Source organism: Acinetobacter sp. YH01006, assembly GCF_013420445.1.
Lineage (GTDB): Bacteria > Pseudomonadota > Gammaproteobacteria > Pseudomonadales > Moraxellaceae > Acinetobacter > Acinetobacter pseudolwoffii.
The window spans coordinates 1-16,071 of the sequence record NZ_VOYB01000011.1 but is presented as its reverse complement, the minus strand read 5'-3'; the positions used below and the strand labels follow the sequence as shown (position 1 = coordinate 16,071).

General features: G+C 42.8%; 14 protein-coding genes and 1 pseudogene. 7 read left to right on the top strand and 8 right to left on the bottom strand.

Annotated elements, in window-relative coordinates; translation table 11 throughout:
* Nucleotides 1–21: 21 nt before the first annotated feature.
* The 4 genes from FTT73_RS10455 to FTT73_RS10440 form a co-directional block, all read right to left on the bottom strand.
* Nucleotides 22–438: a heme-binding protein gene (locus FTT73_RS10455; protein WP_005096613.1), complete on the bottom strand. Its 417-nt coding sequence runs from the start codon at nt 436–438 to the stop codon at nt 22–24.
* A gap of 163 nt (nt 439–601) precedes the next feature.
* Nucleotides 602–1,903, bottom strand: a complete 1,302-nt coding sequence (hemL, locus tag FTT73_RS10450) for a glutamate-1-semialdehyde 2,1-aminomutase (RefSeq protein WP_180077355.1) — start codon at nt 1,901–1,903, stop codon at nt 602–604.
* Nucleotides 1,904–1,941: 38 nt separating this feature from the next.
* Nucleotides 1,942–2,562 (bottom strand): thiamine phosphate synthase, encoded by a 621-nt coding sequence (gene thiE / locus FTT73_RS10445; protein ID WP_179999552.1) that lies wholly within the window; start codon nt 2,560–2,562, stop codon nt 1,942–1,944.
* A gap of 796 nt (nt 2,563–3,358) precedes the next feature.
* A complete protein-coding gene (locus FTT73_RS10440) occupies nt 3,359–3,742 on the bottom strand; it encodes a DUF962 domain-containing protein (protein ID WP_180077353.1) in 384 nt (127 codons plus the stop codon).
* 335 nt (nt 3,743–4,077) lie between these two features.
* On the opposite strand from FTT73_RS10440, the gene FTT73_RS10435 reads away from it, so the two are divergent.
* Together FTT73_RS10435 and FTT73_RS10430 are read left to right on the top strand one after the other, a co-directional pair.
* On the top strand, nt 4,078–5,535 hold the full coding sequence (locus FTT73_RS10435; RefSeq protein ID WP_180077351.1) for a CYTH domain-containing protein: 1,458 nt from the start codon (nt 4,078–4,080) through the stop codon (nt 5,533–5,535).
* A 130-nt stretch (nt 5,536–5,665) separates the two neighbouring features.
* Entirely contained in the window at nt 5,666–7,120 is a 1,455-nt protein-coding gene (locus FTT73_RS10430; protein ID WP_180077349.1) for a CYTH and CHAD domain-containing protein, read from the top strand.
* A gap of 7 nt (nt 7,121–7,127) precedes the next feature.
* On the opposite strand, the gene FTT73_RS10425 is transcribed toward FTT73_RS10430, so the two are convergent.
* Nucleotides 7,128–7,760 carry a hypothetical protein gene (locus tag FTT73_RS10425; protein ID WP_100329818.1) on the bottom strand — a complete coding sequence of 211 codons (633 nt, stop codon included), beginning with the start codon at nt 7,758–7,760 and terminating at the stop codon, nt 7,128–7,130.
* A 112-nt stretch (nt 7,761–7,872) separates the two neighbouring features.
* Between FTT73_RS10425 and FTT73_RS10420 the strand changes: the two genes are divergently transcribed.
* Together FTT73_RS10420 and FTT73_RS10415 are read left to right on the top strand one after the other, a co-directional pair.
* Nucleotides 7,873–8,274, top strand: a complete 402-nt coding sequence (locus FTT73_RS10420) for a DUF3144 domain-containing protein (RefSeq protein WP_005096603.1) — start codon at nt 7,873–7,875, stop codon at nt 8,272–8,274.
* 117 nt (nt 8,275–8,391) lie between these two features.
* Nucleotides 8,392–9,456: an amidohydrolase gene (locus FTT73_RS10415; protein ID WP_180077347.1), complete on the top strand. Its 1,065-nt coding sequence runs from the start codon at nt 8,392–8,394 to the stop codon at nt 9,454–9,456.
* 367 nt (nt 9,457–9,823) lie between these two features.
* Here FTT73_RS10415 and FTT73_RS10410 read toward each other — a convergent pair whose 3' ends face one another.
* On the bottom strand, nt 9,824–12,595 hold the full coding sequence (locus tag FTT73_RS10410; RefSeq protein WP_180191381.1) for a pitrilysin family protein: 2,772 nt from the start codon (nt 12,593–12,595) through the stop codon (nt 9,824–9,826).
* A gap of 142 nt (nt 12,596–12,737) precedes the next feature.
* The gene (locus FTT73_RS10405; protein ID WP_005096600.1) at nt 12,738–13,559 is read right to left on the bottom strand and encodes a PhzF family phenazine biosynthesis protein; all 822 of its coding nucleotides are present in this window, start codon (nt 13,557–13,559) and stop codon (nt 12,738–12,740) included.
* A 153-nt stretch (nt 13,560–13,712) separates the two neighbouring features.
* Between FTT73_RS10405 and FTT73_RS16370 the strand changes: the two are divergent.
* Together FTT73_RS16370 and gloB are read left to right on the top strand one after the other, a co-directional pair.
* Nucleotides 13,713–14,056 (top strand): annotated as a pseudogene (locus FTT73_RS16370) (flavin reductase); the annotation flags it as partial.
* Nucleotides 14,057–14,171: 115 nt separating this feature from the next.
* Nucleotides 14,172–14,906, top strand: coding sequence for a hydroxyacylglutathione hydrolase (gene gloB, locus FTT73_RS10400; protein ID WP_005096598.1), 735 nt, complete (start codon nt 14,172–14,174; stop codon nt 14,904–14,906).
* 15 nt (nt 14,907–14,921) lie between these two features.
* Here the strand turns inward: gloB and FTT73_RS10395 are convergent, their stop codons facing one another.
* The gene (locus tag FTT73_RS10395) at nt 14,922–15,194 is read right to left on the bottom strand and encodes a hypothetical protein (protein ID WP_074383176.1); all 273 of its coding nucleotides are present in this window, start codon (nt 15,192–15,194) and stop codon (nt 14,922–14,924) included.
* 437 nt (nt 15,195–15,631) lie between these two features.
* On the opposite strand from FTT73_RS10395, the gene FTT73_RS10390 reads away from it, so the two are divergent.
* The gene (locus tag FTT73_RS10390; protein WP_005096596.1) at nt 15,632–15,835 is read left to right on the top strand and encodes a hypothetical protein; all 204 of its coding nucleotides are present in this window, start codon (nt 15,632–15,634) and stop codon (nt 15,833–15,835) included.
* The last annotated feature ends 236 nt before the right edge of the window (nt 15,836–16,071 follow it).

Below are 16,071 nucleotides of genomic sequence, written 5' to 3'. Positions count from 1 at the left end.
ACATTCTCAAGCGTATAATGTCTAGCTCTGCTGCGCCAAAAACTTCTTAATCGCCACCTGCGCAATCTCTGCATCTTCAAATGATTTCACACCTGATACACCCATCGCACCCACCAGTTGCCCTTGATACAGAATCGGTTCGCCACCTTCCAGCATTCCCGAGAAACTTTCCATAGTCAGAAAGCCCATCTGCCCGCCTTTGATAATATCTTCAAACAGCTTGGATGGACGACGACTCATCGCCGAGCATCTGGCTTTTTCAATGGCCAGATTTGCAGTCATCGGTGCTGCACCATCCATACGTTTCATCGCAAGCAAATTGCCCGTTTCATCGACTACGGCAATACTGACATTGAAGCTGTTCTGAATTGCGTATTGATGGGCGTGATCCAATAGAAATTCCGCATCACTTAGAGTCAAATAGTGTTTGGTTTGCATGAATGAATATCCATAATTTTAGCATTTAATCTCCCCTAACCCTGAGCCAGATATGGCACAAGGAAAAGAGGGGAAATTTATTATTTGTACAGATAAAATTCCCTCCTTTGAAAAGGTGAAAAGCACCGCTTCGCAAGAGGGAGGATTTTAAAAAAATTAAAATTTAAGCGTTCATCTCAGCAAAAGTCTCGATCGCAGCCTGAATGGTAAATTCAATATCTTCATCGCTGTGTGCAGCCGAGAAGAAGCCAGCTTCGAATGCAGAAGGTGCTAAATTCACCCCCCGATTCAACATGCCATGGAAAAATTTACGAAAAGCATCGATATCACATTTCAACATCGAATCAAAGCTGGTGATGTCTTCCTGATCGGTGAAGTACAGACCAAACATCCCACCGACCTGTTGGGTTTTAAAGGGTACGCCTGCCTCGTCTGCTGCTGCTTGTAAACCTGCAAGAAGTTTTGACAACTGCGCAGATAGGTTTTCATAGAAACCTTCAGCACGAAGATGCTTGAACATCTCAATCCCGGCACGCATTGCCAATGGATTACCCGACAATGTTCCTGCTTGATACACTTTACCCAGTGGCGCAATGCATTCCATCACTTCACGTTTACCGCCAAAGGCACCGACTGGCAGACCTGCACCAATAATTTTACCCAATGTGGTTAAATCCGGAGTTACGCCATAATGTGCCTGCGCACCGCCTAAGCCAACACGGAAACCGGTCATCACTTCATCGATGATAAAGACTGAACCATGCTCATTACAAACATCACGAATCGCTTGCAGAAAACCGTCAATTGGTTTCACCAGATTCATGTTGCCAGCTACAGGCTCCACAATCACGCCGGCAATTTCAGCACCAAACTTGGCAAAGCATTCTTTTAAAGTCGCAATGTCATTGTATGGAAGCGTGATGGTATGCTTGGCAAAATCAGCTGGAACACCCGCAGACGTTGCTTCGCCCTCACCTTTAGTTAACAAGCCCGAACCTGCTTTTACAAGAAGCGAGTCTGAGTGACCGTGATAACAGCCTTCAAATTTTACAATCTTGTCACGGCCGGTATAACCGCGCGCTAAACGAATCGCTGTCATGGTGGCTTCCGTGCCCGAGTTGGTCATACGTACCAATTCAATCGACGGCATGATCTCGCAAATAATATCGGCAAGCGTGGTTTCATGAACTGTTGGCGCACCAAAACTTAAACCATCTACTGCGGCCTGTTGAACGGCTTGAATAATTGCAGGATGGGCGTGACCCAGAATCATCGGTCCCCATGAACCGACATAGTCCACATAACGTTTTCCGTCTACATCATACAAATATGCGCCTTGGGCTTTTTCGATAAAGACCGGTGTACCACCGACGCCGTTAAATGCGCGTACAGGTGAGTTGACGCCACCCGGAATATGTTTATTGGCTTGTTTGAACAATTGTTCTTGCTTTGGAGATAAGCTCATGAAGGCACTCGACTCAAAATTAAATCAATCAAAAAATTTTATGCTGTAGCTTGAAAAAGCGCAGACCATTCATCTAAACGTTCAGGAATGGCATTCATCGGTAAGCCCAATATATCACTAATCACGGCGCAATAATCCGCACCTGACTCAATGACTTCTTTGGAATTTTCAACCGTTAAACCGCCAATGGCACATAAAGGCACGTTCAATTTCTCTTTGGCCAGTTTTAAGGTTTCCAAGCCAATATTACCGGCTTCAGGTTTACTGTCGGTGGCATAGATGGCACCAAATGCCACATAGTTTGCACCATCGGCAATGGCCCGTTCAGCCAGCTCAAGCGAGTTATTACAGCTACGACCAATCAAGACATTTTTCGGCAAGCGTGCAACTGCCTCGACAATAGACCCGTCATCCTGACCCAAATGCACACCCACCCCGTATTTAACGGCCATTTCAAGATCATCATTAATCACAAAAAGCACACCATATTCAGCACACATGGCTTTCATATACTCGATTTCGTAAATTTGATCTTGTTTGGCGACTTTTTTACGGCGATATTGCAATACTGCAATGCCGCCATTGGCCATTGCGCCTTCCAGTTTTGCCAATAAAAGTTCTACGGGATCATCATTGGTAATTAAATATAAACCGCGCATCTTGCTCGCCACTTGCTAGGATGGCTCTATTATAGGCATAACTCGGTTTAATTGCCGCAGTCCTGCTGTTTCCGCGACCGGGTAGCAACAGATTTGCAGTTTTTTAGCGCAATTTTCCAGTTAAATCTAAAATATCACCATTTTCAGGGATATACCGACTATAAAATATGGGTTTTAATCGCTTTATAACAAAAATAATAAAGTGTTAATGCTTACGCCCTCCGACAAACGCTTTTAGGATTTTGCAGATAACTTGGTGGAGAAGTTGCAAAATTCTAAGAGCGGTTTTTTTTGCCTTTAAATTTTCAATATTGTTAAGCCTCTTTAAGATTAAACTCAAAAAGATTAAAAAATACCCAATTTCAGGGATGGCCCAATTAGCGCGAAAAGACTTAAATAGCGTTAGACACAGAAAATAACCAGAAGAATAAATACCTGTGTTGGTGACACCCGATCCTTTCTAGTTTTGAATAATACGTTTGTGGGGAGACGTTTCAAAGCTAGAAAGGATCATTTTCTTTATGTATGATCCGCATGACTTGTTCTATGAATATTTACGCAATAATGGCAACGAAGTCAGTAAATTTATTTAAAAAATAGAGATATAAAAAAAGCCCGGAGAAGGTCGCTCCAGGCTTGGAAAACTGTTTTATTCAGTAAACTATAACTTTTGATCAAATTCCATCAAACTGAATAAGCAATAACACAATTAATAGAATAATAAATGGCGACTTGCAAGTCTTTTATCGAAAGATCATGTTCCCTAGCCACACAATCCGATGAAAGTTACCTGAGTTTAACTTGAAATCTTATCGTATTTGCGATCAAGCAGACTGAGACGACCACGCAGGACATCCGCAAACATACGCCAGTCTGAAATAAAGCTATACACCGGCTGTTTAAAACTGGCCGGTTTATTGCGTTCAAAGATAAAATGGCCAATCCAGGCACAGGCATAACCCGAAAGCAAACCATAAGCAAAATATCGTGGTTTGCCTTGACGAATGGCTTGAGTAAAACAATATAGGCCCATACTGCTACCTGCGACATGTAAACGGCGACTGACCATATGCCGGTGTTCGGTCAAATAAAAGCGGTAAAACTCATGATAATTGCCAATCGGCATCTGGGGTTGATGCGCGATCACATGGGTATTCTCTGGCTGTACTTGTACATTCATTTCTCATCGTCCTGATGTTTTCTTTTACCTTAGCGTATATTTTGGCCAATTAACAGTCTCTTGATTTGCTCGAATATTCTTAGATATTTTCCAAGCAAAGCCGCAATTCCTCTCGCTTTGCAACCCTATTAACAGCTCAAAGCCAATATTTAAATTCCTGTTCAATATTTTTATATGCAGGTCAAGTCTTACATGCATTTTGATTTTGGTTACAATCTGCCACGCATACATCTAAAAATATAATTGCGGCGATTGCCCGCCGAATTTTCAGCATCTCATTAAAGCGAAAAATATCAGTACATGCTGGCGTGTACTAAACAGATAGGAAAATCATTATGGTTGAAGTTGAACTCAAGTTCCAGATTCCTGCGGCACGACGCACTGCGCTGCTCAAGGCACTTGATCCGAAAAAGTCTCAACAGATCCAGCTTCAAGCCAAATATTATGATACTGCCGACCGTCAACTGGCCCAGCACGGGGTAGCACTACGTCAGCGTCTGGAAGGTACACGCTGGGTGCAAACCCTGAAAGCTGCCGGTAAAAGCCATATTGAACGCTTTGAACATAATCATGATCTGGGGGAATTAACTGAATCTCCTGAACTGGATTTAAGTATTTATACCCAGTCCTCAGAAGCACAGGCGATTCTGAGCCATGCGCTCGGCAATCAGTCTGATCAGCTACAACTGCAATTCGAAACCGATATTGCCCGCACCTTGCGTGTAATTGAATACCAAGACACACAAATCGAAGTCAGTCTGGATATTGGGCAGATCCGTACCCGAGATGCTGAACAAGAGGTACATGAAGTCGAGTTTGAGCTAAAAAGTGGGTTGATACACAATTTATTGGCGTTCAGTTTTGAATGGGTCAAGAAATATCAGCTCTGGCTCGATGTACGCAGCAAGGCAGAAATCGGTAATTTATTGGCCACCTCACAACGCGTGAGCCCGGCCACCTTCGCCAAAGAGTTCCAGATCAGTAAAAAAGACAGCGCTGGTAAAACCCTATGCAGTCTGATTGCGCAGCAGATGCAACATTTATTGCCAAATATCGCCGCGATTTCAGCTCAGGTTGCACAGCAGGAACATATTCAGCAGGCTCAACTGGCACTGGATCAGCTATATCTCACTTTGCTGCTGTTTAAAGACTGGCATCCGCAGCTTTCGGACAAATGGGCACATCAAATGGCTGCCTTTAAGCAGCAGTTCGAGCATTTACAACATTTGCAGCATATGCAAAACAGCTTGGCCAGCTTCCTGCAAAATCCGACCACTGCGGAAAATCTGAGTAAAGATATTCTGTATGCTCAGGAAAAACTGGGCAATCTAGTCAAATCAACGCAAAATGTGCATCATTATCTGGAGTTATTGACTTTTAGTTTAACTGAAGATGAACATGCTGCTCTGGATTTAAAAACTGCTGCACAAACCACGCTGCAACAACAGTATAAAGTGCTGCAAGAACAGATGAACCAGACTGAAATTAACAATTTTGAAAGTCTGGATCAATTAGCAAGCCGGATTCAGGAACTCAAATTCAGCTTCCCGATTTTAACCACAATCTATGACGTCAAAAACTTGCAGAAGTACAGCAAAGCGCTGAATGATGCACAACTTGCAGCCGGTGAATATCAAACCTTGGCCTCTTCGGCAGTGTATATTCAGCAAACTGAACTGGAAGCGAGTGACTGGTTTGTATTAGGCTGGCTGACTGCTAAACAGGAAGTCTATGCCCAGAAACTGCTTGAGGCGACAGAACAGTTCCTGGTGAGCCGTAAATTCCTCAAATAAATATCTTTAAGAACATTTCAAAGCACGCTCCCTCTACGGCGTGCTTTTTTTGTTGCAGAAGCACATCACACTGTGGCTAATCTTTGAGCTATATTGATCTGTATAACCTACATCGAGAAGGAATGACCCGATGGCAGAAATAGAGCTTAAATTCCAGATTCCGTCACAGTCACGTGCACAATTTGAACAGGACTTCCAGAAGCTTCAGCCGACTCGGCATCGTTTATGTGCGCGTTACTTCGATACTGAAGCACAACAACTCCAACAACATCAAATCGCCTTGCGACAACGTCTAGAAGACCAGCAATGGGTACAAACCCTGAAATCACCTACTGAGCAGCAATTTGAACGTTTTGAACTTGAACATACATTAAAAAGCCCACCTGAAAGCTGTGATTTTCAGTTATATCGCAAACACAAACCGGCAAAAAAGATTCTGAAACAGGCGCTTGGCGATTTGGATATACCGCTTATTCTGCAATTTGAAACAGATGTCGCGCGTTATGTGCTGACCGAAACACATCAAAATAGCCAGATTGAGATTGCCTTTGATGTAGGGGAAATTCGCCATAAGGATCAAGCCATTGATATTTATGAAGTCGAATTTGAGCTTAAATCCGGTCAATTGAATGAGTTAATTGATTTCATTCAGCCTTGGGTACAACATTATGCTTTATGGCTAGATACCCGGAGCAAATCGGAACGCGGTTATGCCCTATTACAGGGTGAAGAAAGTCTGCCTGTGCAGCATCAGCTGCCATTAGAACTTGAGCAGAAAGATCAGATTGCTACTATTTTAAAGAAAATCGTAGCCAACTGTCTGGCTCATCTTTTTCCGAATGCAACTGCGATTGCCGCTAATCATTATAACAGCGATCATGTGCATCAGGTACGTGTCGCGATCCGGCGCTTACGCAGTGCCTTTAAAATTTTTCAGTCCGTGACCGAGCATGTGCAGCCTGAATGGCAGGAACAGCTGCGGGACATTTTCCAGCAACTCGGTTCTACCCGAGATCGCGATGCCCTTGCAGAAAGTCTGATTCCGCAACTGGAAAAAGCCGGCTCACCCTTATTAAAATTACCACCACATCGACAAAAACAGCCAGATATTAGCGCGCTGTTCAGACATTCAGCTACAGTGGACTTGATACTGCAACTACTCAGCTTTAGTCAGGAAAAAACGCATAGCAAAGCCAAATCTTCGCATAAAATTTTGTGTAAAGGTTTGAGCAAGTTACATCAGCAAATTTGTCAGGATGCCGAAAACTATCAGGAACTGGATATTGAATCGCGGCATCGCACGCGTAAACGGGTGAAACGCTTGCGCTATAACGTAGAATTTTTACAGAGCTTATTTCCTGAAAAGGATGTAAAAACTTATCTGAAAGCCCTAAAACCCTTACAGGAAAGCTTGGGGCATTATAACGACCTGTTTGTGGCAGACGAACTGTTTAGACCGTATGTCAAGCAAAATAGCAAAGCCTGGTTTGTGCTAGGCTGGCTGACTGCTGAACAAGAACGTTTATCTGCCGAGGCAGCTGTTCGCTTACAACAGTTTGCTGAAAATACCAAACCCTTCTGGTAAAACCGGGCTAGCGATATTTACCAAACACTTTCCAGGTATTATTATCGGCCAGAGGGTCATTATAACTATCACTGCGTTGCTTACGTGGTTTATCACGGGCATCGATCAGTTCAAAATGTGGCTCGACACTCAGCACGATACCATTCACATAAAAACGGGTGCGTGTATATTCACTTTGACCATGCTGAAACACATAAGTACGTAAGTCTACAAATTCGCGGTGTGCCACCAAAGCCGCGGTATCGTCACTGTCGAGCCAGTGTCGCATGGCTGCAACCTGCTCAGGTTCAAACTGCCCGCATTTTTCAATCAGGCTGGCCACCCCACGGAAAGTTTTAGATTCTTTGGCCCGGGTTTTATTTAGCCTGATGCGGTCAACATGAAAATAAAACAGCGGCAAGTTTAAATGACTGGGAAGATGGATAGCATCCAGGGTTTCATCGTCCATGAAAGGTTGAAACAGATCCTGCGCCCTTTCAATCAGACCAAGCCACTGGGTGTAATATTCTTCGACCTGCGATTTGGTTCCATAATAAATCGGCAGACCTTCGACATTGGCCAGATTTGCCGGTGGCCAGATATTCTGGCGCAATAAGGCAATATCACTTTTCAGACTTTGTACTGCAATCGCATCCTGCATGGCATTCACTTTTATATGCTTAGGCTATTTTTAGATTAAGGCAAAGGTTTAGTTTCTGCAAGGCTTTGCCTATAATTAGCCATTAAGATTTTATGATGGTCAGGAAAAATTCATGGTTCAAAAGATTGAAGCAACCGATGTAACCGAAGAAGAAGCGTTAAATGCGGCATTCTTTGAACGTGCTGATGAATTTATTCAACAAGCCAACGAGTTTTGTCGTGTAGAAAAAGGCTCGCAGGAAAAACCGAGTGATAAGCGCGGTCAAGTCAGTGCAGCCATGTTATTTGGTACTGCCCGTTTCAATACCTGGGTGGCAGCGAATAACTTTAAAGATGGCAACGAAATGCGCGATGCCAAAGATCAGGTGATGTCTTATATTATGCAGCAATTCCAAATGATGCTGGAAGATAACTATGATGAATACTGTGAACAGTTCGAAAACTATTTGCGTTTCCGTCACAATGAAGAGTTTCATGCCAACAAGCATAACCATGATCACAAGCACGATCATTGATTAAAATACGAAAAGCCCCTCGGGGCTTTTTTATTTGCTGTAATTTATCATCTTGACTTCGAACTGATTTTAGCCCCATATAAATTGAATAATAAATACACTAAAACAAGACATCCTATGCAGCAGCTTCCCTTTCCCATCATTGACCCACATATTCACCAATGGGATCCGTACAACACCCCACACGCAGCAGCATTTGCCGTAAAACTGTTTGGCAAATATCCTAAATTACTGGACAAAATGGTGCGGCTGCTCAAACCTAAAGATGTGATTGAGACCATTGGCCTGACCGAGCATCTGACCGCCCCTTATCTGCCTGCGAACTACAACAAAGATCTAGGGCATTATGAAGTCGAACAAATTGTGCATGTTGAAGCCAGCTGGCATGATCAGAAAGGTACAGGCGTGGTGGATGAAACCCGTTTTGTGGCCGGACTTCCTTTTGATCAGCATAATATCCAGCTCGGTGGCATTGTCGCTACGGCGGATCCGCGGCAGAAAAACTTTAAACAGTTGATTGAATTGCATCGCGAAGCTTCTCCCAAATTTCGCGGGATTCGTAAAATGGCTGCGGTACATCCAGACAAAGGGATTCATGCCTGGACCGATGAGCCACATCTCTACCGTAATAAAAACTTCCTGAAAGGATTTGAAGAACTGGCCAAGCAAGACTTAAGTTTTGATGCCTGGGTCTATTCGAGCCAGATTGCGGATGTGACTGCACTGGCCAAAGCCTTTCCTAAAACACCCATCGCACTAGATCACCTCGGTACGCCTGCCGGCTTATTTGGCAAGGTGGGCAAAGCTACAGGCAAGACTGAACAAGAACGCGCCCAGATATTTTCAAGTTGGCAAGATCAACTGGCTGAACTGTCCGAGTGCAAAAATGTATCGACTAAAATGTCTGGCCTGTTTATGCCCGTTTTAGGTCATGATTTTCATCAGCAGAAACGGCTGGCAACTAAACAGGAATTATTGGAACATGCAGCTCCCCTGATTCAGCATGCCTTAGATTGCTTTGGTTCTGAACGCCTGATGTTTGCTTCCAACTTTCCAATGGACAGTGTCAGCAGCTCACTCGTGAATATCATTGATGCTTTTAGCGATATTGTGCAGGACTATGATGAAAACGCGTTAAAGCCAGTTTTTTATGAGAATGCGAAAGCATTTTATAAATTATAAGAAGCGTCTGGATTTTTAAAGAAAGAAGGAAAATACATATGCTCTGGGAGGAAATAATCGCGAGTCCCCGATCAGATAGGCTTTTCTATACTTGCTGAGCAATCTTTTCTAGTTTAATCGCATCATATTATTACCAACATATTATTCACTTCGCTTTTAATAAAGATATCGCTGTTGGAGCAATATTAGTATCAGCTGGGATTTTCCTGTTCTTTTTGCCACTTTCTGGTGGAACTTACCCAGTGCTGTGCTATCTGGCGTTTTAGGTAGAATCCTGCTTACCAGAAAAGCAACTTAAATTAGAGCTTTTAATTATATTGAAGAATAAAAAATCCCCTTAAGTAAGAGGATTTTTTATTTATTAACACTATGATGTTTTAACTTGCTTACCGTACTGATCAGCCATCACTTCGACCAACTGATCCAGCTTGATGTATTTTTTAATCACGGCATCAATATCGGCTTTCGTCAGTTGGGCAATCGCCTGATCACGTTTTTCACGGTAAATCAGCTTACGATCTTTTTCCAGTTGAGGAACCAACATACTGTGAATACGGCGATCATCTTCCAGTGCATTGACACGTTTTTTCAAAATACTGGCTTTGGCCGCTTCCACTTCCTGTTCAGTTACACCACGTGTTAGCAGCTCATTGAGTACCTGATGCACCGTTTGAGAAACCTGTGCAGATTTACCTGCGGTATAATTGGCACCCAGTGCCAAAGCACCTGAATCGGCCCATTCATTAAACTGAACATGGGCACTAAAACCGTAGACCAGCGCATTTTTTTCACGTAATTCCTGAGCCAAACGGGAAGACAGTTGAGAGTCACCCAGAATATGACGAAAGACTTGTAAAGCAGGTACATCTGCATGGTCTGCCCCCACCGGGAAGGTCAGCAATGCCTGATAACTACCGAACTCACGTTGTTCAGACAAGGCATGAATTTTTTGGGCTGGATAGCTTCGATATTCTGATTTCAGGCGTTCATAAGGCTGTGCCGCTTTCCAGTCCGCAAAACTATTTTTCAGCATTTTCTGTATAGATTTTGGCTGAAATTCCCCAGTCACTGCAATGTGTGCATGATGCGTTTTAAAGAATTGCTGATACAAAGCGACCACTTGCTCACGAGTGGCTGCTTTAAACTGCCTGGTGGCCAGTTCAGGTTCAAAATGGAAACGAATGTCACCGGGTTGATAAACTTCGATGGTTCGCGCCATGGTGAGGCTCGACACTGTATCTGGCTCGGTATAAGGACGATCCAGACTGGATAAGGTCTGACCCTTGATCAAATCAAACTGGCTTTGCTCAAATGCAGGGTTTTTTAGTACATCAACCACATATTGGAAAAACTCTGCAAACTTCTCTTTTTTGGCACTGATCTGTATGTTCAGGCCATTACTCGATGGGCTGGCAGTCGCTGAACCGCCTACTTCGATAATTTTGTCAGCAATCTGCTGCAAGCTCTGGCTTTCCGATGAGCGCAGCATTAAATACGCGGTCAGATCCAGAATCTCGCCTTTATTCATCAGGCTTTGCGCAGTCCCAAAATCCAGAGAAATTGTGGCATACACCTTGTCATCGCGAATATTGGTTGGGAATAGCGCGTATTTAATGCCATTTTTTAACTTACCACGCTGAATCTGCTTGTCCTTGGCAGATAAATACTGCTTGGATTGCGCTACATACTGCTTCACTTCCGCCTGATAAACACTGACATCCTTTAAAGGCTCTTCTGTCTCAGCCTGTTGGTCCAGTGTTTTTTTCGGTGCTTCCGTCTGTGTCACTTCCTGCGCTTTTTTCTGATCTTCAGGTGTTGGCAGGATATTGCCAGAAATACGATATTCAGGTTTTAGAAAGCCTTTATAGACCTGATTGACCTGACTCACATTCAGGTTTTCAATCGCATTCAGATCTTTAAAATACTGGCTCCAGTCACCCGAATAAGCCACGGCATAATCACTTAAACGTGAACCTAATGCAGTCGCGCTATTTTTAATATTATCAGCCTGATTGCGGGTCAGGTTTTTAACTCGGTTTAATTCGGCCTCGGTAAATGGCTGGCTTTGCTCTACGCCTTGAATCAAACTTTGTTCCACAGTTTTTGGCTGATGATTGGGTGCATAGATCGCGCCCATAAACACCAGATTAAAGTCTTTATCTAACCAGGTGCTAGATTGCACCATGGTCGACTTTCCACTTTCCACCATGCTCTGATATAAATGCCCGCTCGGTTGCAAGGTATAGAGCGTCGGTGAAACAGCCAAAGCAGTCTTGATCTTTTCATCCGGGCCATTCAGATAAATATTGAATTTGGCCAGATCACTGCCCTTTTGCACAGTAAATTCACGCTGTTGAATCTGCTCAGGTTTTAAAGCCGGAACTTTCACTTGCGCCGGTACACTTCGCGATTGAATCGGACTGAAATGGCTATCAATCTGCTTTAATACTTCCGCCTTATCAAACTTGCCTGAAATGACCATAAAGGCATTATTCGGTGCATACCAGCTCCGGTAAAACTGGTTCAATTCCTGCATATTGATGGATTGCAGCTCATTCAGATCACCAATCGGTAAACGGCCCAAATACTGATTGCCATAAGCCGACTTAAACACCTGATCCATGAGTACTGAAAATGGCTGATCCAGACGAATTTCACGTTCGCGCTTTACAATATCAATTTCGGTTGGTACATATTTTTCCTGAAGAACCAGCTGATCCATACGCTCAGCTTCAAGAAAAATCACTTCACTGAGCGCCGTTTTTTCAGGACGAATGACATTGGTATATTTGGTTGAATAATAATCGGTACTGGCATTGGTCATTAAGGTATATTGATCGAGCCGACGCTGAAATTCATCACCTTTGACATTTTTAGTGCCTTTAAAAGCCAAGTGTTCCAGCAGATGCGCCAGACCACCTTTTCCTTTAGGATCATTCAGTGAACCGGTCAAATACACCGTATTCATAAAAATTTTATTTTCTTTATCATTCGGTGCCAGGATAATTCGTAAACCATTATCAAGACGATACTCCTCCACATTCTGTTCAGTTTTCACCAAAACAGGTTGTGCAAAACTCAGCGCACTACAACCCGACAACAAAATCGCCAAGCTTAAATTCTTATAACGTACCAACATTATTCATCCAGATTTTCAATGTAAATTTTTATTCGCGCTCATTTTAGAGAATGATTCTTATTCTGAATAGTCTTTTCTAAATTGAATCATTAAAATAACATGCCGCCTTGCCTGACGACATGCATATCTATGTAATCAGAGATTAAAGATAAAGTTCAGCCTGCATATATAATTTGCCATAACCCGAAATTTCAATTCGTTCCTGATCTTGCAAGGCACAATAAAGTACACCACCGCGCGCTGATGCCTGATAAGCGACCAGTTCATTTTTACCCAGTTTGTCTGCCCAAAGTGGCGCAATTCCGGTGTGAATAGACCCTGTGACCGGGTCTTCATTGATTCCGTTACTCGGTGCAAAATAACGTGAAATACAATCATATTGTGTATCTTGCGAGGTAATCGCGACATCTAAAAAGCTATTCTGAGCAGTAATCGCGGTACGCTTGCCATTTAATTGTTTTAATAATTCAAAATCAGGTGATTCATCTAGCACATCCTGTACTGACTCATATTCGACAATATAACCTTGTGCATTCAGATAAACCTGCTTAAACGGTTTGCTCAATGCCTGTCTTAAGGCTTCAGGATATTCTGTGACGGCTACTGCGCGGCGAATTGGAAAGTTCATTCTGATCTTGCCATCTGTATCCTGATCAACCACAAAGATCCCCAGATCTTTCACATGAAACTGGATCGTTTTTGCCGTACCAAATTGATTGAATAATACAAAGCTGCTGGCCAAGGTTGCATGACCACAAAAATCCACCTCCTTGGTCGGGGTAAACCAGCGAATAGCATAATTTTCTGCATCAATTATTTTCACAAAAGCTGTTTCAGACAGATTATTTTCCAAGGCGATATTTTGCATCAGTTCATCTTCGAGCCAGTCCTCCAGCACAATCACCGCAGCTGGATTTCCTTTAAACAGTTCCGTGGTAAACGCATCGACCTGGTACATTTTCATTTTCTGAAGTCCTCAATATCACAATCTCTAGTTTAAAAGCTTTTTTGCAAGAGTGAACTTGAATATGCTAATAATCTAACTAATCTAGCCACTTAAATACACCAATATAGTGAATGATGCGGTATGACCAACCCCCATCTTCAAAGTATTCTCCTAGAAAAATCCTATCGGCTAGGTAGGCTGAGCCTACATGATGTACCTGAAAAATTGGCACCATCTGGCCTAAGGTTATTTAAATTCTCTGGTTTTGATATTTCTCTGGGCAAGGCTGTGCTGCATGGATACTCTGCGAGCTGATTCCCGGGCCGCATAACCAGCAAATGCATGATCTGTTTATTGGCAAGATGATTGCTGCCTATGCCGATGATCAGATCTTCCGCGACAGTCACTGACATTATCATGTAGTGAGTGAAGAATGGAAAAGTACTCATCATGTGACTGGTGGACAATTTTATAGCATTGGCAAGGCGGTAAGCGTTGATGATTCGGACGTATAATTTTTTAAATGGGACATAAACAAAAATTATCCCGGATGAGCAGATAATATCTGCAAGCCCAGAGCATCTGAAATTATGCTACTTTATTCTCAATCTTCATTTGGTCTAATGCGCTATGATGCCTTTTAAAATTCACTGTATTGATGTCCAGAACTCGCTGCAAAATTATATCTGGTTGCTGGAACATACGGCTTCTCATCAGGTCGCAGTCATTGACCCGACCGAAGCAGGATTGGTGCAAGATTATTGTGCCGAACACGGTTTAATCTTAAGTCAAATCTGGTTAACGCACTGGCATAAAGACCATATTGGCGGTGTGCCCGGCTTAATTCAGGGACAAAATCTGCCTGTTTATGGCCCGCGTGCAGAACTCAGTAAAATTCCGTTTATCACGCATCCACTTGAGCATGAAGAACAGTTCAGCTTTCATGGGGCAGATGTTCAAGTGATCGCAGTACCAGGCCATACATTAGGCCATATCGTTTACTTCATTGATGCGATTGATGTGCTGTTCTGTGGCGATACTTTATTTGCCATGGGCTGTGGCCGGGTTTTTGAAGGTACTTATTCACAGATGTATCATTCACTGTCACGTCTGGCAGCCTTACCGCCGCGTACGCAGGTCTATTGCACACATGAATACACCCTCTCGAATGCCCAGTTTGCCAAACATGTCGAACCGGACAATCAGGCAATTCTGGAACGCTTCGAGCATATCGAACGCTTGCGTATGTTAGGCCAGTGCACGCTGCCAAGCAGCATTGAAGATGAATTACAAACCAATCCTTTCCTGCGTGCGGATAGTGTGGAAGAGTTTCAGCGCTTGAGAACCCTGAAGGATCAGTTCTAGAGTTAAAGATCCATATTAAAGAATCTGGTGACTTTGCGCATAAGCATCCAGTTCGTCTTGAGTGACGACACGCACTGCCTGCATTTCGTCAACACGTACCAGCAGCAAACCAGCTAAGGCCGGTTGATAACGACGTGCACTACCAAACGGCGTATAGGCTACTTTCGATTGCACTGTAAAATTCAACCAGTCCTCATGTCCCAGCATCACAGCAACCGGATCTAAGCCCTGTTGCTGCATCCATTCAATTTTCTGATTCACATTGTGTTCAATCGTCAGCTCAGTCATGGCAATCGTATTTAATTCAAGAATTACATTTTTGATAGTATAGGGCATGCATCTCAAACGATAGCTCAGAAAACCAGCAGCTGCTAATGATCCGATTAAATAATCAATGCAAGCTTAATATGCCGATGCTTCGGCATTCCCTTATTCTTACATTTTATGGCGTTGATAAAGTTCAAATTTAGATCAATAGCAAAATAAGCCTTTGAAATTAAAGTATAATTAAGTTTATTTACATGCTATAAAAACTTAATATTTAGTTACAACCTATTCAATATGATAAAAATCATTTACTTAAGTCATAAACTGCTTCTTTAGCGAGCATACGATGTTCACTAAACATTCAAATTAGATTAAATTAATTAAATATGGGAATTTGCCCTTTAAAACAAAATTTCTCACCCTTATTTAAGATAGAACAATGATGAAGGAGTGATCTCGTGAAAAAAGTGGTTAAAGCTAAAAATCTGATTGCATTTCGACTATGGTTAGAAAAATTAGGATATTCCGTACGCACCCTGGCTGATGATCGTGGTTTCAGTTTCAGTTTCAAAAAAGAATACGGTCTGGTCACCTGTGATCTGGCCGGCAATGCACTCGCGATCCAGCTGGGTGAGGAATTTGAAGATCATTTAAAAGCCTGATGCAGGTTATTTTCAATCAAAAAAATAAATAAATTATTCCACTGATTCAGCAACTCTATTCTCCAATCTTTAGCCCGTTTCGACGGGCTTTTCTTTTTATCTTGATTAAATAAATTTCAGGCAATAAAAAAGCAAGGCATCAGCCTTGCTTTAATATGATGGTGGGGACGGAGAGACTCGAACTCTCACACCTCGCGGCGCTGGAACCTAAATCCAGTGCGTCTACCAATTTCGCC

Excerpts from the sequence above, each read along its gene's own strand:
- FTT73_RS10455 (WP_005096613.1), bottom strand. The coding sequence starts at position 438 with ATGCAAACCAAACACTATTTGACTCTAAGTGATGCGGAATTTCTATTG.
- hemL (WP_180077355.1), bottom strand. The coding sequence starts at position 1,903 with ATGAGCTTATCTCCAAAGCAAGAACAATTGTTCAAACAAGCCAATAAA.
- thiE (WP_179999552.1), bottom strand. The coding sequence starts at position 2,562 with ATGCGCGGTTTATATTTAATTACCAATGATGATCCCGTAGAACTTTTA.
- FTT73_RS10440 (WP_180077353.1), bottom strand. The coding sequence starts at position 3,742 with ATGAATGTACAAGTACAGCCAGAGAATACCCATGTGATCGCGCATCAA.
- FTT73_RS10435 (WP_180077351.1), top strand. The coding sequence starts at position 4,078 with ATGGTTGAAGTTGAACTCAAGTTCCAGATTCCTGCGGCACGACGCACT.
- FTT73_RS10430 (WP_180077349.1), top strand. The coding sequence starts at position 5,666 with ATGGCAGAAATAGAGCTTAAATTCCAGATTCCGTCACAGTCACGTGCA.
- FTT73_RS10425 (WP_100329818.1), bottom strand. The coding sequence starts at position 7,760 with ATGCAGGATGCGATTGCAGTACAAAGTCTGAAAAGTGATATTGCCTTA.
- FTT73_RS10420 (WP_005096603.1), top strand. The coding sequence starts at position 7,873 with ATGGTTCAAAAGATTGAAGCAACCGATGTAACCGAAGAAGAAGCGTTA.
- FTT73_RS10415 (WP_180077347.1), top strand. The coding sequence starts at position 8,392 with ATGCAGCAGCTTCCCTTTCCCATCATTGACCCACATATTCACCAATGG.
- FTT73_RS10410 (WP_180191381.1), bottom strand. The coding sequence starts at position 12,595 with ATGTTGGTACGTTATAAGAATTTAAGCTTGGCGATTTTGTTGTCGGGT.
- FTT73_RS10405 (WP_005096600.1), bottom strand. The coding sequence starts at position 13,559 with ATGAAAATGTACCAGGTCGATGCGTTTACCACGGAACTGTTTAAAGGA.
- gloB (WP_005096598.1), top strand. The coding sequence starts at position 14,172 with ATGATGCCTTTTAAAATTCACTGTATTGATGTCCAGAACTCGCTGCAA.
- FTT73_RS10395 (WP_074383176.1), bottom strand. The coding sequence starts at position 15,194 with ATGACTGAGCTGACGATTGAACACAATGTGAATCAGAAAATTGAATGG.